The 18,442-nt window shown below is 60.0% G+C and carries 16 protein-coding genes; 7 read left to right on the forward strand and 9 right to left on the reverse strand.

Annotated elements, in window-relative coordinates; genetic code table 11:
* Positions 1-187: 187 nt before the first annotated feature.
* On the reverse strand, positions 188-508 hold the full coding sequence (locus K7A42_RS18195) for a carboxymuconolactone decarboxylase family protein (protein WP_004440823.1): 321 nt from the start codon (positions 506-508) through the stop codon (positions 188-190).
* A gap of 134 nt (positions 509-642) precedes the next feature.
* Positions 643-3,291, reverse strand: a complete 2,649-nt coding sequence (gene pepN, locus K7A42_RS18200; protein ID WP_004440825.1) for an aminopeptidase N — start codon at positions 3,289-3,291, stop codon at positions 643-645.
* 438 nt (positions 3,292-3,729) lie between these two features.
* Here pepN and K7A42_RS18205 point away from each other — a divergent pair, with 438 nt between their 5' ends.
* On the forward strand, positions 3,730-4,665 hold the full coding sequence (locus K7A42_RS18205) for a DMT family transporter (RefSeq protein WP_004440828.1): 936 nt from the start codon (positions 3,730-3,732) through the stop codon (positions 4,663-4,665).
* 253 nt (positions 4,666-4,918) lie between these two features.
* On the opposite strand, the gene K7A42_RS18210 is transcribed toward K7A42_RS18205, so the two are convergent.
* The 3 genes from K7A42_RS18210 to K7A42_RS18220 all read right to left on the reverse strand — a co-directional run bounded on the left by K7A42_RS18210 (position 4,919) and on the right by K7A42_RS18220 (position 7,504).
* Entirely contained in the window at positions 4,919-5,110 is a 192-nt protein-coding gene (locus K7A42_RS18210; protein WP_004440829.1) for a hypothetical protein, read from the reverse strand.
* Between the two features lie 152 nt (positions 5,111-5,262).
* Entirely contained in the window at positions 5,263-6,162 is a 900-nt protein-coding gene (locus tag K7A42_RS18215; RefSeq protein ID WP_006699367.1) for a uracil-DNA glycosylase, read from the reverse strand.
* Positions 6,163-6,205: 43 nt separating this feature from the next.
* Positions 6,206-7,504 carry an Hsp70 family protein gene (locus tag K7A42_RS18220; protein ID WP_004440833.1) on the reverse strand — a complete coding sequence of 433 codons (1,299 nt, stop codon included), beginning with the start codon at positions 7,502-7,504 and terminating at the stop codon, positions 6,206-6,208.
* Positions 7,505-7,918: 414 nt separating this feature from the next.
* Between K7A42_RS18220 and K7A42_RS18225 the strand changes: the two genes are divergently transcribed.
* Positions 7,919-8,896 carry a GGDEF domain-containing protein gene (locus K7A42_RS18225; protein WP_282455674.1) on the forward strand — a complete coding sequence of 326 codons (978 nt, stop codon included), beginning with the start codon at positions 7,919-7,921 and terminating at the stop codon, positions 8,894-8,896.
* 13 nt (positions 8,897-8,909) lie between these two features.
* Here K7A42_RS18225 and K7A42_RS18230 read toward each other — a convergent pair whose 3' ends face one another.
* Positions 8,910-9,698 carry an SDR family oxidoreductase gene (locus K7A42_RS18230; protein WP_004440837.1) on the reverse strand — a complete coding sequence of 263 codons (789 nt, stop codon included), beginning with the start codon at positions 9,696-9,698 and terminating at the stop codon, positions 8,910-8,912.
* A 180-nt stretch (positions 9,699-9,878) separates the two neighbouring features.
* Here K7A42_RS18230 and K7A42_RS18235 point away from each other — a divergent pair, with 180 nt between their 5' ends.
* A complete protein-coding gene (locus K7A42_RS18235) occupies positions 9,879-10,799 on the forward strand; it encodes a cation diffusion facilitator family transporter (RefSeq protein ID WP_004440840.1) in 921 nt (306 codons plus the stop codon).
* A 76-nt stretch (positions 10,800-10,875) separates the two neighbouring features.
* On the opposite strand, the gene K7A42_RS18240 is transcribed toward K7A42_RS18235, so the two are convergent.
* Positions 10,876-11,001, reverse strand: a complete 126-nt coding sequence (locus tag K7A42_RS18240; protein WP_004440843.1) for a hypothetical protein — start codon at positions 10,999-11,001, stop codon at positions 10,876-10,878.
* 453 nt (positions 11,002-11,454) lie between these two features.
* On the opposite strand from K7A42_RS18240, the gene K7A42_RS18245 reads away from it, so the two are divergent.
* Complete coding sequence (locus K7A42_RS18245) at positions 11,455-13,119, forward strand: electron transfer flavoprotein-ubiquinone oxidoreductase (RefSeq protein ID WP_077986878.1); 1,665 nt, start codon at positions 11,455-11,457, stop codon at positions 13,117-13,119.
* A gap of 350 nt (positions 13,120-13,469) precedes the next feature.
* Complete coding sequence (locus K7A42_RS18250; RefSeq protein ID WP_004440847.1) at positions 13,470-14,210, forward strand: pentapeptide repeat-containing protein; 741 nt, start codon at positions 13,470-13,472, stop codon at positions 14,208-14,210.
* 83 nt (positions 14,211-14,293) lie between these two features.
* Here the strand turns inward: K7A42_RS18250 and K7A42_RS18255 are convergent, their stop codons facing one another.
* Entirely contained in the window at positions 14,294-15,310 is a 1,017-nt protein-coding gene (locus tag K7A42_RS18255) for a zinc-binding alcohol dehydrogenase family protein (protein WP_282455675.1), read from the reverse strand.
* Between the two features lie 103 nt (positions 15,311-15,413).
* Here K7A42_RS18255 and K7A42_RS18260 point away from each other — a divergent pair, with 103 nt between their 5' ends.
* Positions 15,414-15,803 carry a winged helix-turn-helix transcriptional regulator gene (locus K7A42_RS18260; protein ID WP_004440851.1) on the forward strand — a complete coding sequence of 130 codons (390 nt, stop codon included), beginning with the start codon at positions 15,414-15,416 and terminating at the stop codon, positions 15,801-15,803.
* A 121-nt stretch (positions 15,804-15,924) separates the two neighbouring features.
* Positions 15,925-16,761: an undecaprenyl-diphosphate phosphatase gene (locus K7A42_RS18265; protein WP_022555883.1), complete on the forward strand. Its 837-nt coding sequence runs from the start codon at positions 15,925-15,927 to the stop codon at positions 16,759-16,761.
* 227 nt (positions 16,762-16,988) lie between these two features.
* Here the strand turns inward: K7A42_RS18265 and mgtE are convergent, their stop codons facing one another.
* Positions 16,989-18,362, reverse strand: a complete 1,374-nt coding sequence (mgtE, locus tag K7A42_RS18270) for a magnesium transporter (RefSeq protein ID WP_004440855.1) — start codon at positions 18,360-18,362, stop codon at positions 16,989-16,991.
* Positions 18,363-18,442: the final 80 nt, after the last annotated feature.

The following is an 18,442-nucleotide window of genomic DNA, read 5'->3' on the forward strand; positions in this document are numbered from 1 at the left end:
TATCTCTAATGAATCAAATGCGATTCGCCCTGTCCAGAGGCAAAAGTTAAAAGAATTTTAACCCCTTGAACCGACTCCGTATTTTTTCGGGACAGTCTGCTTCCGCTTCGGCAAAAGCGGGATTCATGAAGAAAAACAGTGAGCCGGCGCTTCAATTCCGGCTGCTTGAGAATGCCGCGTGTAACGTTCAGGCTCCGTCGAAGGCATCGAGAGCAGGGCCAAGCGCGCTGATCACGCCATTTCCGGCGGCAGGAAGACCGGTGAGCACCGCGCTGATGATATCGTCGCGGCTCGCACCGTGGGACTTGGCTTCCATCACATGAAAACCGATGCCGCTTTCCAGGCGGAGGGCGGCAAGAATGCCGATGTAGATCAGGCTCTGTGTCTTCACGTCGAGCGTGGACGCGGCCCCGAGAGCCTGCACGGCCTGAAACCACGCCGCCTTATGGTCTGGAGCATCGCTGATGAAACGCTGAAACGAAGCGCTTGTTCTGGACATATCCGTCATCTGAGGTTCCTGTCTGATCCCGGGCCAACCGCGGCCCTTCGCACGAAGGATGCTGCATGATGCACGACGCCGCCTTGATGGAAATCAAGACGGCGTCGCGGAATGGGTCAGAATGTCGGAGCTTCGGCGGAAAGTCAGCCCTTCAGGATACGCCCGACGATATCGCTTACATCCGTCGAGAGGCCTTTCGCCTCGGCAATGGTGGAAAGCGCTGCTTTCGCATGGTCGGCGCGGCTTGCCTCAAGTGAGCGCCAGGAGCGCATGGACGTGAGAATGCGGGCGGCAAGCTGCGGATTGCGTTTGTCGATGGCGATGATCTGCTCTGCGAGGAACCGATAGGCGGCGCCATCGGCACGATGAAAGCCGGTAGGATTGGAAAAGGCGAGCGTGCCGACGAGCGAACGCACCCGGTTCGGATTGGTGGCGATGAAATGTTTCGATTTCATCAGTGCCTTGATACGATCAAGAGCGCCTTCGCCGGGAATGGCGGCCTGCAGCGAAAACCACTTGTCGAGCACCAGTGCATTGTCGGCGAAGCGTTTTTCGAAAGCGGCAAGCGCTTCCTTCGTTTCCGCACTGTCGGGGAAGCGCTGCGTCAGCACGCTGAGTGCATGGGCGAGATCGGTCATGTTGGTGGCGCCGGCATAGGCCTTCGCCGCCCGCTCCGGCGTTCCCTCGGCAAAGGCGAGGAAGGTCAGCGCACCGTTGCGCAGTGAACGCCGCCCGGCGCTTCCGGCATCGGGGCTGTAGGCCTCGCCATTGGCAGCATCGTCGGCAAGCCGCCGCAGTGTGTCCTGGCCGGCTGTCGCAATCGCCGTGATCGTGGCGTTGCGCGCCTTGTGGATGGCATCGGGATCCGTGTTTCCGCCGAGTTCGCGGGCGATATCGGTCTCGCTGGGCAGGGCGAGTGCCTGCGCCCGGAATGCTGGTTCAAGCGCGTCGTCGCCGATGATTTCGATGAGCGTCGCGATCAGGTCGGCATCGGTGCGGACGTCTTCGCCTTTCTGCACCGCCTTGGTGGCGGCGATCAGCACGGGCAGGGCGAGATCGGTCAGCGCCTGGAAACGCGCGAACATATCCGTCTCATGCCGGGCAATCTGCACCAGGTCGGCAGCATTCTGCTCGAAATGCAGGTTGATCGGCGCGGAGAAGCTGCGGTTGATCGACAGCACCGGCCGCGAGGAAATGCCAGAGAAGGAGAAGGTCTGGTTGCGCTGGGTCAAATGAAGTACGCCGTCGCGATACTCGCCGCCTTCGACGGCCTGTGGTTCGGCGATCTGACCATTATCGAGGATCAGCGCCAGCGAAAGCGGAATGTGGCGTGGCTGCTTCACCGGCTGGCCGGGGGTCGGCGCGGTCGTCTGTTCCAGCGTCAAGCTGAAAGTGGCCTTGCCGGCATCGTAAGCGGACGAAACGGAGACTAGCGGCGTGCCGGCCTCGGTGTACCATAGCGAAAACTGCGAGAGATCGCGGCCGCTGGCATCGGCAAAGCTCCTGACGAAATCCTCAACCGTTGCAGCTTCGCCGTCATGACGTTCAAAATAGAGGTCCATGCCCTTTTTGAAGTCTTCAGCGCCGAGGATCGTGGCGATCATGCGGGTGACTTCGGCACCTTTTTCATACACGGTCGTCGTGTAGAAGTTGTTGATTTCGCGATAGGTATCCGGGCGCGGCGGATGCGCCAGCGGACCGGAATCCTCCGGGAACTGCTCCGATTTCAGGTGGCGCACATCGGCAATGCGCTTCACCGGCCGCGAGCGCATGTCGGAGGAAAATTCCTGATCGCGATAGACCGTCAGGCCTTCTTTCAGGCACAGCTGGAACCAGTCACGGCAGGTGATACGATTGCCTGTCCAGTTGTGGAAATATTCATGCGCAATGATGCGCTCGATATTGGCATAGTCCGCATCCGAGGCGGTTTCCGGGTCGGCCAGCACGAATTTGTCGTTGAAGACGTTGAGACCCTTGTTCTCCATCGCGCCCATGTTGAAATCCGACACGGCGACGATCATGAAGATGTCGAGGTCGTATTCGCGGCCGAAGCGCTCTTCGTCCCATTTCATCGAACGCTTCAGCGCATCCATGGCATAGGCAGCGCGCGGCTCCTTGCCGTGCTCGACATAAATCTTCAGTGCCACTTCCCGTCCGGACATGGTCGTGAAAGTATCTTCCACCACGCCGAGATCGCCGGCAACGAGAGCGAACAGGTAGCTCGGTTTCGGATGCGGATCGAACCAGGCCGCGAAGTGACGGCCTTCGTCGTAATTGCCGCCGCCCAGGAAATTGCCGTTCGAGAGCAGCAGCGGATTACCTTCCTTTGCCGCGATGATCGTCACCGTATAAGGCGCCAGAACATCCGGACGGTCGGGGAAATAGGTGATGCGGCGGAAACCTTCCGCTTCGCATTGGGTGCAATAAACGCCATTGGTGCGGTAAAGCCCCATCAGCTGCGTATTGACCTGCGGGTTGATGTAATTGGTGACGCAGATCTCGAAGGGAGATTCAGCGGGAAGGTCGCGGATGGTCAGGCTGTCCGGTGTGGCCTCATATTGAGCGGCGGGCAGCTCCACCTGGTCGAGCAGCAGGCTGGAAAGCTTCAGCTCGTCGCCATCAAGAACCAGCGGTGCATGCCGGTCGGCGCTTTCGCGCCGGTGGAAGATCAGACGGGCTTCGACCTTGGTATTTTTAGGGTCGAGTTCGAAGGTGAGATCCACCCGCTCCAGAACGAAATCGGTGGGGCGGTAATCCGCCAGGTGAACGATCTGGCCCGTGTCTGTTCGCATGACTGTCCCTGAATAACTTTGCGTGGTCTTCCCGGCATCATGTCGTCATAAGGCCCGGATGTAAAATGGGTAGAATATTCGTCACGATCATGTGCGCGTCGGAGGACATTCTGTCCCGCCATGGAAGGCTTTGCCGGCCATGCAGACGATCCTCCCCGCTGCCGGACCAACGGACCATCGCAGCAAATGTTGAACGATTGCTGAAATTATATTTTATTTTCTTCAAATTTTAGCGCGTGCCACTTTTTGCCTTCGCGCCTGCCTTGCGAGGCTTCGATTTCTCCACGCCATCAACCGAATTCAGGGATAAATCACAATTTTTGTTGTAAAGCGCCGGAGGAATGCTCTAGCCTTGCGCAAATCCAATTCCCCCGCGTCGTCTCCCCCGCATGAAACCTCCCGATGGCGTGTCTGCGCAGCCGATATGAGTAACTGCTAATGAACGCCGAACCGATGAATCCCTTCCGCGGGATCAGCATGAAGCTGATTTCGGTTGGCTTTTTTCTTGTCATGCAGACCTGTATAAAGGCCGCGGGGGATGTGCCGGCCGGCCAGATCACCTTCTTTCGTTCGGCTTTCGCCATCATTCCGATCGTCGTTTACCTCGCCTGGCTGCATGCGCTCGCAAGTGCGCTGCACACCAACAATCTTCTCGGCCATTTCAAGCGCGGTTTTCTTGGAATCCTCTCAATGGCCTGCGGCTTTTACGGGCTGACCATGCTGCCGCTGCCGGAATTCATCGCCATCGGTTATGCCTCGCCACTTCTCGCGGTGGTTTTTGCCGCCTTTATCCTGCATGAGAAGGTGCGCATTTATCGCTGGAGTGCAGTCTTTGTGGGCATGATCGGCGTGCTGGTCATTCTCTGGCCGAAGATGACGCTTCTCAGGGAAGGCGGGTTTGCCGCGGGTGAGGGGCTGGGCGCCATTGCCGTGCTGTGTGGTGCCGCCCTTGGCGGGCTGGCGATGATCCAGGTGCGGCAACTGGTGGAAACGGAAAAGACGCCAACCATCGTGCTTTATTTTTCGCTCACCGCCACCCTGCTGTCGCTCATCAGCGTTCCCTTCGGCTGGAGCGTGCTGACAGTGACGCAGACCCTGCTTCTGATAACCAGCGGCATCTGCGGCGGCGTCGCGCAAATCTTCCTGACGGAGAGTTACCGGCACGCCGAGGTCTCGGTCATCGCGCCCTTCGAATACAGTTCCATCGTCTTCGGTATCGTGGTTTCCTACGTCCTTTTCGGAGACATACCCACGCTGACGATGCTCATCGGCACGGCGATCGTGATCCTGGCCGGCATCTTCATCATTTTCCGTGAACATCAGCTGGGATTGGCGCGACGCGCGGCGCGCAAGGCCTCGACGCCGCAGGGGTGAGGAGCGCTATTGCCGGTGTTTCAGGGCAACCGCTTCCGTCATCCCGGCCTTGAGCCGGGATCCAGCCGACGCGCGTCCGCGCGGCGAAGGAGTTCTTTCAGCCCAAGGACTTGGGCTGGCTGGATGCCGGATCAGGTCCGGCATGACGGAGACTTATGATCGTACACCCACAAAAGCAAAAGGCGCCTTCCCGAGGAAAGACGCCAGCGCGCAATCATATCTGTAAGCCAGTGTAAGCCGGCCTGAGTGTTTCTCAGCGCTCGCGGAAATCCGCGAAGACTGCCGAGGGACGCGTCACGCGGACCTGCTGCATGGCAGCGCGTGCGGTCAACTGTTCGTTAGCGGCTGCGCCGAAACGATGGTAGCCCTGACTGGAGCGAGGGCCGAGGCCCGCCAGGCGGAGCGATTCAAAGCCGGAATGCACCGGACGGAAGCGAGTGGTCATTGCCTTGGTTCCTTTAACCGAAATTCCTCCCAAGACATGGCCGTATATCGCAGCGCAGCATGGATTCGGCAAGTTGACCAAATGCGCCGCTGTTATGCGTAATGCGCATGGCTATTTTCATAATTCATTTACATTGAGCAGGAATGAGGCAATCAGCCTTCGGCGATCTTTGCCCGAAACATCAATAAATCCTGCCATGCCAAGGACTTACTGGCCGGCGCGTTCAATAGTTCCTGGGGGTGCAGGCTGGCGAGCGCCGGCAAAACAAGGTGTCCGGCTGCGACATCACGCCACTGTCCGCGCAATGTATGGATCGTGCCGGTGCCGCCAAAGAAGAAACGTGCGGTAAAGTTGCCCAGAAGCAACAGGTGTTTTGGCTCCGCAAGGGCGATCTGGCGCTCAATGAAGGGGCGGCAGATATCCATTTCGGCTTGGGTCGGCGGGCGGTTGCCCGGTGGCCGCCACGGCACCACATTGCCGAGCATGATGGTGCTGCGCTCAAGGCCGATGGCCGCCAGCATCCGGTCAAGCAGCAGGCCGGTCTTGCCGGCAAAGGGCAGGCCCTCGCGATCGTCATCCGCATCCGGCATGGGGCCGATGACCATGATGCCCGAGGAAGCGTCACCTTCGGTGAAGATCGTATTGCGGGCGCTGTTCTTGAGGTTGCACCCCGAAAAACCCTCGAGCGCGGTTTTCAGTTCGGCAAGCGATCTCGCGCTTTCTGCGGCAAAACGCGCCGCTGCCACCGCCTGCTCATCCGGCATGGCGACATTCTGCTGAACGGCTGGACTTGCCGGCGCTCCGCGCGCGGGAGCACTGCGCGTTGCTCCCTGCCGCTGCGGCACATCGGCGCCGCGATCCGCGGGCCTTTCAGTCTGCCGTGCAGATGTCGCCGCCGCCTGAACAGGCGCGGACCGGGCAGGGCGGGCGGCGGCAAATTCGGCGAAACGGTCTACGGGCGCCTCTTCCAGCAACCAGTCGACGCCCGCATCCGCATGGAAATGCAGGAGGGCGGCGAGTTCGGCCGGGGAGAGGTCTTGAGCGGCGATCATGGGCGGAAATTACCCCATGTTCCCCGCCCGGGGAACCCGCAAATCACACTGTCCAGCGCTGAATATCGCCGCTTTCGCCGATCATGGCCAGGCCATGGGCAATCGAAAGCAGCTCGCCGCCGCTTTCGATGCGGTCGGCGTCGAAACGGCGGGTGAAAAGCTCCCGCACCGCCGGCACGAAGGAGGTTCCGCCGGTCAGGAACACCTTGTCGATCGCATCTGGCGAAACCTGCGTCTTTTCCAGAACCTCGTCGAGCGCTTCTTCTATCTTGGCAAGGTCCTCGGCGATCCAGCTGTTGAAATCGCTGCGCTTCACCATCTTGCGTCCGGCCTTGCCGAGCGGCGCAAAGTTGAACTCCGCTTCTTCCGCCGAGGAGAGCGCCATCTTGGTGGCGGAAATAGCCTGATAGAGCGGGTAGCCCTCATCATGCTCAACGAGGTCGATGAACATTTCCAGCTTTTCCGGCTCCAGCGCCGAGCGCACCAGCGACTTCAGATCGGTGAATTCCTTCGAGGTCTTGAAGATCGACAGCTGGTTCCAGCGGCCGAAATTCACGTAATAGCCGGAGGGCACATCCAGCACCTTGTCGAAACTCTTGAACTTGCTGCCCTTGCCGATCTCCGGCGACACCAGATTGTCGATCATGCGGAAGTCGAAATGATCGCCCGCAACACCGACGCCGGAATGGCCGATGGGGGTGGCGGAAAGCTTGCCGGCATGGGTTTCGAAACGGATGAGCGAATAGTCGGTGGTGCCGCCGCCGAAATCCGCCACCAGCACGTTGGCGTCCTTCTTCAGGCTTTGCGCGAAATAATAAGCGGCCGCCACCGGCTCATAGACATAGTGGATTTCGGGGAAACCGGCCCGGCTCAGCGCCTCGTTGTATCGGGCAAGCGCCAGCGTCTCGTCCGGATTGCTGCCGGCAAAACGCACCGGCCGGCCGGCAATGACAGTCGATACATCATCGGGCCATTCCGTCCCGGCATAGGTCTTCAGCTTGCGCAGGAACACTTCCATCAAATCCTCGAAGCTCTGCCGCTTGGCGAAGATCAACGTGCCCTGAAACAGCGGTGACGCCGCAAACGTCTTGATCGATTGCAGGAAACGGCAGTCGCCGGCATTGTCGATGAACTGGCGGATAGCGGCGTGGCCCGCCTCCACATGCAGGGCGGCCGCGCCGAGGCCGGCGTCCTTCATGAAGGAGAGGGCCGTGCGCATGCTGTCATCCGTGCCGGCGCTGCTGGTAAAGCGCATGGAATGGCTTGCGCCGCCATTGTCGGAAAGAGCCATGACCGTATTTGTCGTGCCGAAATCGAGGCCGAGAGCCCGCTTTTGCGTCATCGCCATATTCCTTGTGTCGATAGAAGAACCCGCCCGGCCTTGGATGGCCCGGCGTGAAAATAAGGGATGCTCTTGGCACCCCGATGTCAGAGGAGGGCGGTTGATTGCACAGGGCGGGCGGAATGGCAAGCGCCGTGGGTCTTTTTTCGGTCGAACGCCCGTGCCCGCGCGCCAGTCGCAAAGTTGCGGCAATCCTGGCAACGCATGGTAAACGGGATTACAATTCCTTTAAGAAAGAACAGTGTAGTTCTAGGCGACGGCTTTAAGGGAATTCTGTTAAAGTCAGCTTTGTCGAAGTAACCGGATTGAAGATGTATCCATTTTGCTGTCTCGCGTAAATATTTATTAAATTTCGGAATGTCCATATGGACATGCTGTATTTGGTTTTCGGTCGTTTTTAGTTTTGGAAATTATATGCCCCACAAAATCAGCCAGCATGCAGTGGAGGATGCAGCGCCGGACGATACCGGTGTCGTTCACGGCGATATGGGCGTTTTCTTCCGGCAGCTCATGGCCCTCCTGGAAGCATCGCAGCAGGGATACGCTTTGTTTGATGGCAGCGATGAGTTGCGGTTCGCCAACAGCGCCTTCCGCGCCGCGCTCGGTATCGGACAGCGCGATTTCCCGAGCTGGGTGGAACTGATGCGCAGTGGTTTTCGCAACGCGACCGGTACGGCCATCGAGACATCGGATTTCGAACTCTGGCTGCGCTCGGCCAAGACGAGGCGCGGCAAGCTGCCGTTCCGGACCATTGAGACCAGTCTCAATGACGGGCGCTGGATGCTGACGACCGAGACCACGCTGCCGGGCGGCTGGATGCTATGCGTCGTCACCGATGTTTCCGAACTTGGCATCGAATTGCGCGATCTGCGCCAGGAGCGGGACAGGGCGCTGAAATCCGCCCTGAGCGACGAGCTGACCGGGCTCGGAAACAGGCGTTACGCCATGGATGCGCTCAACCACCTGCTTGGGCCCAACAAGGCGCAGGCGCTCGCCGTCATCATCATGGATATCGACCACTTCAAGAGCGTCAACGATCGCTTCGGCCATGCCTACGGCGATCTCGTGCTGAAGGATTTCGCAGGACGACTGTCCGCCGCTGCCGGGCGTGACGACCTTCTCGGCAGGATTGGCGGGGAAGAGTTTTTGCTGGTGCTCAGTGGCTCGCGCATGCACGGCGCCGAAAGCCTGATGCGCCAGCTCCTGTCGTCACTGGCCGATGCAGCCCCTCTGCGCGACATGCCCGAGTTTCGCTACAGCTGCTCCGCCGGGATCGCCTTTGCCAATCCCGGGGAGAGTACCAGTGACGTTTTGCGCCACGCCGATACCGCGCTTTATGAAGCCAAGAATACCGGGCGGAACCGCTACGTGGTTTACGGAACGGCGTCGTGACAGCACCCAGTCGTCAGTTCGACTTTGCCGCGCCGCCATCCACCCTGAGCATCGTGCCGGTGATGTAGCTTGCGGGCACCGAGCAGAGGAAAGCGCCGGCGGCAGCGAACTCCTCCACCGTGCCGAGGCGGCCTGCGGGAATGCTCTTGACCGAGGCCTCGCGGATTTCCTCGATGCTCTTGCCGAGACGCTTTGCATTGGCGCCATCGAGCTCATCGATGCGGTCGGTGTGGATGCGGCCGGGCAGAAGCAGGTTTGAGGTAATGCCGAAACCGGCCACTTCGGAGGACAGCGTCTTGCTCCAGCCCACAAGCGCGCCGCGCAACGTGTTGGAAAGGGCGAGATTGGCAATCGGCTCGAATACGCCTGACGAGGCGACGGTGAGGATGCGGCCGAAACCCTGCTCCTTCATGCCGGGTAGAAGCGCATTGGTCAGCGTGATGACCCGCAGCACCATCGACTGGAAGAATGTATCCAGCTTCTCCGCCGTCATCTCCTGAGCGAGGCCCGGCGTCGGGCCGCCGGTATTGTTGACGAGAATGTCGATGCCGCCGAGCTTTTCCCTGACGGCCTGAACCATGGCCTCGACAAAATTGTCGTCGGCAAGATCACCCCAAACCCAGTCGGCCTTGCCTTTGCCAAGGGCGTTGATGGCCTTGCAGTTCGCTTCCAGCTTTTCACCGCTCCTGCCGACGAGAAGGACATTTGCACCCTCCTTTGCCAGCGCCGTCGCAATGCCAAGCCCGAGGCCGCGTGAAGAGGCGAGAACGAGGGCGCGTTTGCCGGAAATGCCGAAATCCATGGGTTTTGTCCTGTCTTGTGAGTGCTGCATGTGGTGTTTATAGAGCATTTCCAGGAAAAGTGGACCCCGGTTTTCCGTCTGGAAATGCGCCGAAACAAAGAGTTAGGCGTTTTCTCGATTCGAGGAAAAGCAAAATCCCCCTGTGAAGGCGGGCCCGGTTTTGAAGGTCGAACAAGTGTCATGACAGAACAATCTTTGCTGAAATTCTCGATTGCCGTCACGGTTCTGCTGGCGTTGTTCGGCATCGGGGCGGGCCTGTTTTCCGGCTCCTTCGCGGTCGTCTTCGACGGTGTCTACGCCCTGACGGATGCTTTCATGACGGTGCTCGCATTGCTCGTGGCGCGGCTGATCGCCGCCGCCGCGGCACCCAGGCCGGGCGGCCGGCTGGTGGAGCGCTTCACCATGGGCTTCTGGCATCTGGAGCCAATGGTGCTCGGCCTCAACGGCACGCTTCTGATGGGGGCGGCGATTTACGCGCTCATCAATGCCATCGACAGCCTGATGGATGGCGGCCGGTCGATCGAGTTCGATTACGCCATCATCGTCACCTTCGTCAGCTTCGCCGTCTCGCTCGCCATGGCATGGTTTGTCAAACGGCAGAACCAACGGCTGAAATCCGCCTTCGTGGCGCTGGACGCCAAAAGCTGGCTGATGAGCGCGCTGCTGAGCGTGGCGCTGTTCATCGCTTTCGCCATCGGTTACGGGCTGACGGGAACGTCGCAGGCATGGCTGTCGCCCTATGTCGACCCGGCCGTGCTGGCGCTGGTCTGCCTCGTCATCATTCCCATGCCGCTCGGCAATGTGAAACAGGCGCTGGCCGACATACTTCTTGTCACCCCGCTGGAGTTCAAACAGCATGTCGACAGGGTGGCGGGGGAGGTCGTGGCGAAGTTCGGCTTTTCCTCGCATTACTCCTATGTGGCCCGGGTTGGCCGCGGCCGCCAGATCGAACTCTTCTTTATCGTTCCCAGAAACTGGCCACCGCGGCGCCTTGAGGAATGGGATGCGATCCGCGACGAGATCGGCGAAGCGATAGGCGGCGAGGGGAGTGACCGTTGGCTGACGATCGTGTTCACGACGGATGAAGAATGGGCTGTTTGAGCGGGGTGTGGAAAGCAAGGTCTGCTTCGTCCCCGGGAGTGGGCCAAGTGGCCCGCGCCTTTAAAACTGGCGGCGCTCACGGTCCCTTGGTTTCGTTTTCCTTCTTCGCCTGATCATGATGCCATTTGATGGCGAAGAACATGCCCGTTCCCAATACGAGAATTTTGAACGGCAAGAAGACGATAGGGAAGAAGTCCCACATTTCAGATATTCCAGCTATGACGTGACGATATATTTCTTGGGAATATTAGCTCAAAACCGCTGCGTCCGACACCGGCCATATTGACGCAGATGCGGTCGCGATCTCCCTTGTCATGCGATCGGCCCGCCCATCAATCGCTTTTGGCCGCCTGATTATAGGCTGGCTATGCCTGCCCAATGCCCGCAACCCTTGACGCATTCCCCCGTCGATCATATCCTCATTATTACGTGAACGTAAAAGTAATAAACAATCATCAGGTTGTCTGACAATTGACTGGCGTGCGACATGTTTTGCCGCTATAGAAGCTCGACAAAGGCGTGCCGCTTTGCAAAGACGGATGCTGATGGATACGGTGTCGCGGATGGACTTTTTGTCCGGCGCAGGCGGTGCGTCGCAGGTGTGGAAAAGACGATAACAACAGCCGGATGGGACCGGCGATCTGAGAGGATGGAAATGACGGAAGCGATGGAACTGCCCGAACGCGAAGCGATGGAATTCGACGTTGTGATCGTCGGTGCGGGTCCGGCCGGTCTTGCCGCCGCAATCCGGCTGAAGCAGGTGGAGCCGGAGCTCTCGGTCGTCGTGCTGGAAAAGGGCGCGGAAGTCGGTGCCCATATCCTCTCCGGCGCCGTGGTCGACCCCATCGGCATCGACAGGCTGCTGCCGGGATGGCGCGAAGAGGAGGGGCATCCCTTCAAGACCGAGGTCAAGGACGACCAGTTCCTGTTCCTGGGGCCGGCGGGCTCCATCCGCCTGCCGAACGCCATGATGCCGCCATTGATGAACAATCATGGCAATTACATCGTCTCGCTTGGCCTCGTCTGTCGCTGGCTGGCGGAAAAGGCGGAAGGGCTCGGCGTCGAGATCTATCCGGGCTTTGCCGCCACGGAAGTGCTTTATAACGACGAAGGCGCTGTCATCGGCGTTGCCACCGGCGATATGGGCATCGAGAAGAATGGCGAGCCGGGCCCGAACTTCACCCGCGGCATGGAACTGCACGGCAAATACGTGTTGATCGGCGAGGGCGTGCGCGGATCGCTCGCCAAGCAGCTGATTTCCAGATTCGACCTGTCCAAAGATCGCGAGCCGCAGAAATTCGGCATCGGCATCAAGGAGCTCTGGCAGGTCAAGCCGGAGAAGCACAAGCAGGGCCTCGTGCAGCACTCCTTCGGCTGGCCGCTGGGTTTCAAGACCGGCGGTGGCTCTTTCCTGTATCATCTGGAAGATAACCTCGTTGCCGTCGGTTTCGTGGTGCATCTCAATTACAAGAACCCCTATCTCTATCCCTTCGAGGAATTCCAGCGGTTCAAGACGCATCCGGCGATCCGCGACACGTTCGAGGGCGGCAAGCGCATTTCCTATGGCGCGCGCGCCATCACGGAAGGTGGTTACCAGTCAGTGCCGAAGCTCACCTTCCCGGGCGGCGCGCTGATCGGCTGTTCCGCCGGTTTCGTCAACGTGCCACGCATCAAGGGAAGCCATAATGCGGTTCTCTCGGGCATGCTCGCGGCGGAAAAGATCGCCGCGGCGATTTCCGCCGGCCGCGCCCATGACGAGGTTACCGAGATCGAGGCCGAATGGCGTGAAGGCGATATCGGCAAGGACCTGAAGCGGGTCCGCAACGTCAAGCCGCTCTGGTCGAAGTTCGGCACGCTCATCGGCGTCGGCCTCGGCGGTCTCGACATGTGGACGAACCAGCTGTTCGGTTTCTCTTTCTTCGGCACGCTGAAGCACGGCAAGACGGATGCGCAGAGCCTGGAGCCCGCCTCCAAACACAAGCCGATCGCCTATCCGAAGCCGGATGGCGTTCTGACCTTCGACCGCCTGTCCTCCGTCTTCCTGTCGTCCACCAACCATGAAGAGGACCAGCCGGTCCATCTTCAGGTGAAGGACATGGAGCTGCAGAAGCGCTCCGAACACGACGTCTTTGCCGGTCCCTCCACCCGTTATTGTCCAGCCGGCGTTTATGAGTGGGTGGAGAAGGACGGCCAGGAAGTCTACGTCATCAACGCCCAGAACTGCGTGCACTGCAAGACCTGCGACATCAAGGATCCGAACCAGAACATCAACTGGGTGCCGCCGCAGGGCGGCGAGGGGCCGGTTTACGCCAACATGTGACGGTGAAGCGATCTTGCCTCATGATGCTCGGGCTTGTCCCGAGCATCTGCAACGGTGATTTTACGATAGGTGGACGGATACTCTGCGGAGCGCCGTTTCCGTCGGCGAAAGCTCGTCGCGGTCATGCAGCTCGTCGGTCCGCCTGGTTCATTGTGTCTGCCACGGCACCAGAGCAGCGCCATTGCCCTCTTTCCCGTCAGTATTTGTGGATTGCTCTTCGATTTCTTACATATAGGATGTTGGGGCGTTGTAGCATCATGTGGCCTGTGGATCGCGGGCAGTGAATGCGATAACGCCTTGAACGTGCATATGGTCCTAGGTGCCGTCGCCAGACGGCAGGGAGTGAAGGAATGTCCGGCTTTCAAAGGCTGAATATCGTGCGGAAGACAGGCTTGGCTGGCAGCGTCGCGGCGCTTGCGATGGCTGCCTTTTCTTTCACTGGCAATCCGGTGGCTGCCGCGAGCTGTCGTTCCGATGCCATGGCCGGCATAGACTGGCGCGAATGCAACAAGCGCCTCCTGATGCTGGGCGGCAGCAATCTTGACTCGGCGATGCTCTACGGTACGGATTTCACTTATACGGATCTGCGCGGTTCGTCGCTGAAGGGCGCTAACCTTGAGAAGGCCAAGCTCATCCGCGCTGCCCTTGGCGAGGCGAACCTTCAGGGCGCCAATCTGACGAAGGTGGAAGCCTATCGAAGCGATTTTTCCGCCGCCGATGCCACCAACGCGAAATTCGTGAATGCCGAAATGCAGCGAACCAAATTCGAAAACACCAAGCTGGACGGCACGGATTTCACCAAGGCTGAACTCGGCCGCGCCGATTTCGAGGGCGCAACGCTGAACGGCTCGAAATTCTCGCTCACCAACCTGTCGCGGGCCCGGTTCGGTGGCGCGAAGCTGGGTGGCCCGGTCGATTTCACCAGCGCCTTCCTGCTGCTGACTCGGATTGAGGGGGTCGATCTTTCCACGGCCACCGGCCTTGACCAGAAACAGATCGACATCGCCTGCGGCGACGCCAAGACCAAACTGCCGAATGGCCTGACGGCGCCCGCCTCCTGGCCGTGCCCGGAAGATCCCGACGACGAGTGATAAAAGGCCGCGCGGTTTTGCGCGGCCCGAACCTCTCCGTAAGCGGAAGGGAAGCGTTCGCCATGCGAACGCTTCATCGGCGATCAGAAGCCCGAAAGCACGATCTTGCCCTTGGCCTTGTTGCTCTCGATCAGTGCATGCGCCTTGATAAGATTTGCGGCATTGATGGTGCCGAAAACCTCGGTCAGCGTCGTCTTGATCTTGCCGGCATCGACAAGCTCGGCCACGTGGTTGAGCAGCTTGTGCTGCTCGATCATGTCAGGCGTCTGGAAAACGGCGCGGGCGAACATCATTTCCCAATGGATGGATATGCATTTGCGCTTGAACGCCATGATGTCGAAACCGCCAGCCGGATCGTCGATCAGGGCGAAACGGCCCTGCGGTGCGATGGTCGCCACGCTGTCGGCCGCGTGGATGTCGCTATGGGTGGTGGAGAAGACGAAGCCCGGCGCACCGAGGCCAAGCGCCTCCACCTGCGGCGCGATGGGCTTGCTGTGATCCACGACGTGATGCGCGCCGAGTTCCTTTACCCATTCGATCGTTTCCGGCCGCGAGGCAGTCGCGATCACGGTCAGGTCGGTCAGCGCCCGCAGAAGCTGAACGGCGATGGAACCGACGCCGCCCGCGCCGCCGATGACGAGAACGGCGCTGGCTGCACCCGGAACCGGCTCATTCACCCGCAACCGGTCGAATAGGGTCTCATACGCGGTGATGGCGGTCAGCGGTAGCGCGGCGGCTTCCTCGAAATTCAGGGACTTCGGCTTGGCACCGACGATGCGCTCGTCGACCAGATGGAATTGGCTGTTGGAGCCGGGACGGTTGATGACGCCGGCGTAAAACACCTCATCACCCGGTTTGAACAGCGAAACCTTGTCGCCAACGGCCTTCACCACACCCGCTGCATCGAAGCCGAGCACACGGGCCTCGCCGTTTTCCGGCGACTGGTTCCGACGCACCTTGGTATCGACGGGATTTACCGAAACGGCTTTCACCTCCACCAGAATGTCGTGTCCCTTCGCTTCCGGCTGGGGCAGATCGATGTCGATGAGGGCATCCTCGGCAGTGATGGGCTGGCTCGTCCTGTAACCGATGGCGCGCATGAAAAGTCTCCTTTGCTTGTTTGCGTGCCTCTTACTTGATACATATGAACAACGATCGCAAGAATGCACATTTTGTGATGATACATACAAAAAGGATACTGTGATGTCGCGACCACGCGCCAAGCTCACCGGCAACTTTCCCGGCTGCCCGGTGGAATCGGCCCTGAGTTTTCTTGATGGCAAATGGAAAGGCGTGATCCTCTATCACCTCATCAATGAGGGGACCCTGCGCTTCAACGAACTGCGCCGCCATATTCCAAGTGTCACCCAGCGCATGCTGACCAAGCAGCTGCGGGAACTGGAGGAGGCGGGTTTGATTTCGCGGACCGTTTTCCCCGTCGTGCCGCCGCGCGTGGATTATGCGTTGACACCGCTTGGCGAGACGATGCGGCCGGTGATTTCGGCGCTGAAAAGCTGGGGCGATGCGCACGTCGTCTGCAAAAACGGCGCGAAATACACGCAGCTTCCGCAGGTGGCGGAGAAGGCGGCCTGAAAGAAATCACGGGTAAGAGCGCGTGCCGGGACATCATTTTTCATGGTGCGATGCAACACGGATTTGCCCCGATTGATGCATAATGCTGCGATCTCGATTCGCAGCAGGGACATCAAAGCACATGAGCATGGGTTGGATGGAGGCCGGATTTCTCGGTCTTTTGCAAGGACTTACGGAGTTTCTCCCAATTTCGTCGAGCGCGCATCTGAGGATCGCCGGGGAGTTCCTGCCCTCCGGCGCCGACCCCGGCGCTGCCTTCACCGCCATTACCCAGATCGGCACGGAAATGGCCGTGCTAGTCTATTTCTGGTCCGACATTATGCGGATCGCCGCCGCCTGGCTCCGGCAAAACCTTCGTCTCGGCCCCTATGACAAGGCCGATGCACGTCTCGGCTGGCTGATCATCGTCGGCTCCGTGCCCATCGTGCTGCTCGGCCTTCTCTTCAAGGACGCCATCGAGCATTCGCTCCGAAACCTCTACATTACTGCCGTGATGCTGATCGTGTTCGGTATCGTTCTTGGCGTCGCCGACAGGATCGGGAAAAAGCGCTACAAGCTCAACCAACTGATCTGGCGTGATGGTATCCTCTTCGGTTTCGCGCAGGCCATGGCGCTTATTCCCGGCGTTTCGCGTTCCGGCGGCACCATCAGCGCCGGCCTTCTTCTGGGTTATACCCGCGAGGCGGCGGCCCGTTATTCCTTCCTGCTCGCCGTACCCGCCGTCTTCGGCTCCGGTTTCTACCAGCTGTTCAAAAGCATCGGCGAAGACAATCCGGTGGGCTGGGGCCCGACAGGCCTCGCGACCCTGATCGCCTTCATCGTCGGTTACGCCGTTATCGTCGTTTTCCTGAAGCTGGTTTCGACCAAAAGCTACATGCCCTTCGTCTGGTACCGCGTGGTCATCGGCGTCATTCTTTTGGGGCTGCTGGGAACGGGCGTGATCAACGCGGGTGGGTGAGGGGCTTTCCAGGAACCATGCTTTGGGCAGAGTTGCATCATCCGCACGCCGTCACCCCGGACTAGATCCGGGGTCCAGCGCGATCGAGTCATTGATCGCAAAAGACTCTTCTCACGGCGCAGACGCGCCGTGGCTGGATGCCGGATCAAGTCCGGCATGACGGAGGAGAGATTATGACGTGCCGCGAAATGTAGAAGGCCCGCTCTTTCGAACGGGCCTTTCGTCTTTCAGAGCAACGTGCCGCTCAAGATCACCAGCGCCACCGAGAAGTAGATGACGAGCCCGCTGACATCCACCAGCGTGGCGACGAAGGGGGCCGAAGCGCTGGCGGGATCAAGCCGCAGACGCTGCAGCACGAAGGGCAGCATGGAGCCGGCGAGCGAACCGAAAGTGACGATACCGACGAGGGCCGCAAAAACCGTGGCACCAACGAGCAGCCAGTGCTCACCGTAGTCGTAGAAGCCAGCCTGCTGCCAGACCGTGAGCCGCAGGAAGCCGATGGCGCCCAGAATGCAGCCGAGCGTCAGGCCCGTCGGGATTTCCCGAAGCAGCACCCGCCACCAGTCGGAAAGCTTCAGTTCGCCCAGCGCCAGCGCCCGGATGATGAGCGAAGTGGCCTGCGAACCGGAGTTGCCGCCCGAAGACATGATGAGCGGTATGAACAGCGTCAGCACCACGGCCTTTTCCAGCTCGCCTTCGAAATGCTGCATGGCGCTGGCCGTCAGCATTTCGCCGAGGAACAGTGCTGCGAGCCAGCCGGCGCGCTTGCGGATCATGTCCGGAAAGCCGATCGTCATGTAGGGCTTGCCCAGCGCCTCCATACCACCGAACTTGTGGGCGTCTTCCGTGGTATCGGCGATCATGGTGTCGATCACGTCGTCAACGGTGACGATGCCGAGGATATGCGAGCGGTCATCCACGACGGGCAGCGCCAGAAGGTCGTGCTTGCGGATCAGCCGGGCGACATCCTCCTGTGACATCAGGGGGCTCGCACAGACAATGCCTTCCTTGGATGCGACCGAAAGAATGGAGGCGCCCGCTTCGCCGGTCAAAAGGCGGCGCAGCGTCACGACGGTGGTTAGCGTCCCGTCCTCGGCCAGCACATAGATGGCATAGACCGTTTCACGCGACCGCTCGACGACGCGGATGTGCGAAAGGGTCTGTTCCACCGTCCAATTGTCCGGCACGCTAACGAATTCCGTGGTCATGATCGAGCCGGCCGTGCGCGGCGGGTAACCCATCAGGTGCTTGATGGAGAGCGCCGTGGTGCGGTCCAGCCGGGCAAACAGCTTGGCGCGCGGCTCTTCGGCCATTTCCGCCATGACGTCGGCCACGCGGTCGTCCGACATCAGGTTGACGAGGCGCGCGGCCTGTTCGACCGGAATATCGGCTATGATCGCGGCGGCACCATGCAGTTCCGGCCGGTCGAGAATGGCGACGGCCTTTGCCTGCGGCATGGCGAGAAGGGCGGCTGCGGCGGCGCCGACATCCAGCGTGTTGAGGTGCTCGACGCGTTCGGCAATGGTGGTGGAGCCGGCATTTCCGCTACGAAGAAGGCGTGCGGCCTTGCTGGCCCTCTGGGAGAGGTTGTGGAAGTTCATGATTGCTCACCTTTCCGTCGATTCGCCGATCACGGCGAACGCGGTGGTGAGCCGACAGCGGTCGGATCAGTTCACGTTCG

The sequence above is a fragment of the Agrobacterium sp. InxBP2 genome (assembly GCF_026191755.1).
Taxonomy (GTDB): Bacteria; Pseudomonadota; Alphaproteobacteria; order Rhizobiales; family Rhizobiaceae; genus Agrobacterium; species Agrobacterium pusense.

Coding starts and splice junctions, on each gene's coding strand:
- K7A42_RS18265 (WP_022555883.1), top strand. CDS start 15,925: ATGAGCATGGGTTGGATGGAGGCCGGATTTCTCGGTCTTTTGCAAGGA.
- K7A42_RS18240 (WP_004440843.1), bottom strand. CDS start 11,001: ATGTGGGACTTCTTCCCTATCGTCTTCTTGCCGTTCAAAATTCTCGTA.
- mgtE (WP_004440855.1), bottom strand. CDS start 18,362: ATGAACTTCCACAACCTCTCCCAGAGGGCCAGCAAGGCCGCACGCCTT.
- K7A42_RS18195 (WP_004440823.1), bottom strand. CDS start 508: ATGACGGATATGTCCAGAACAAGCGCTTCGTTTCAGCGTTTCATCAGC.
- K7A42_RS18250 (WP_004440847.1), top strand. CDS start 13,470: ATGTCCGGCTTTCAAAGGCTGAATATCGTGCGGAAGACAGGCTTGGCT.
- pepN (WP_004440825.1), bottom strand. CDS start 3,291: ATGCGAACAGACACGGGCCAGATCGTTCACCTGGCGGATTACCGCCCC.
- K7A42_RS18220 (WP_004440833.1), bottom strand. CDS start 7,504: ATGACGCAAAAGCGGGCTCTCGGCCTCGATTTCGGCACGACAAATACG.
- K7A42_RS18245 (WP_077986878.1), top strand. CDS start 11,455: ATGACGGAAGCGATGGAACTGCCCGAACGCGAAGCGATGGAATTCGAC.
- K7A42_RS18210 (WP_004440829.1), bottom strand. CDS start 5,110: ATGACCACTCGCTTCCGTCCGGTGCATTCCGGCTTTGAATCGCTCCGC.
- K7A42_RS18255 (WP_282455675.1), bottom strand. CDS start 15,310: ATGCGCGCCATCGGTTACAGGACGAGCCAGCCCATCACTGCCGAGGAT.
- K7A42_RS18225 (WP_282455674.1), top strand. CDS start 7,919: ATGCCCCACAAAATCAGCCAGCATGCAGTGGAGGATGCAGCGCCGGAC.
- K7A42_RS18235 (WP_004440840.1), top strand. CDS start 9,879: ATGACAGAACAATCTTTGCTGAAATTCTCGATTGCCGTCACGGTTCTG.
- K7A42_RS18205 (WP_004440828.1), top strand. CDS start 3,730: ATGAACGCCGAACCGATGAATCCCTTCCGCGGGATCAGCATGAAGCTG.
- K7A42_RS18215 (WP_006699367.1), bottom strand. CDS start 6,162: ATGATCGCCGCTCAAGACCTCTCCCCGGCCGAACTCGCCGCCCTCCTG.
- K7A42_RS18230 (WP_004440837.1), bottom strand. CDS start 9,698: ATGGATTTCGGCATTTCCGGCAAACGCGCCCTCGTTCTCGCCTCTTCA.
- K7A42_RS18260 (WP_004440851.1), top strand. CDS start 15,414: ATGTCGCGACCACGCGCCAAGCTCACCGGCAACTTTCCCGGCTGCCCG.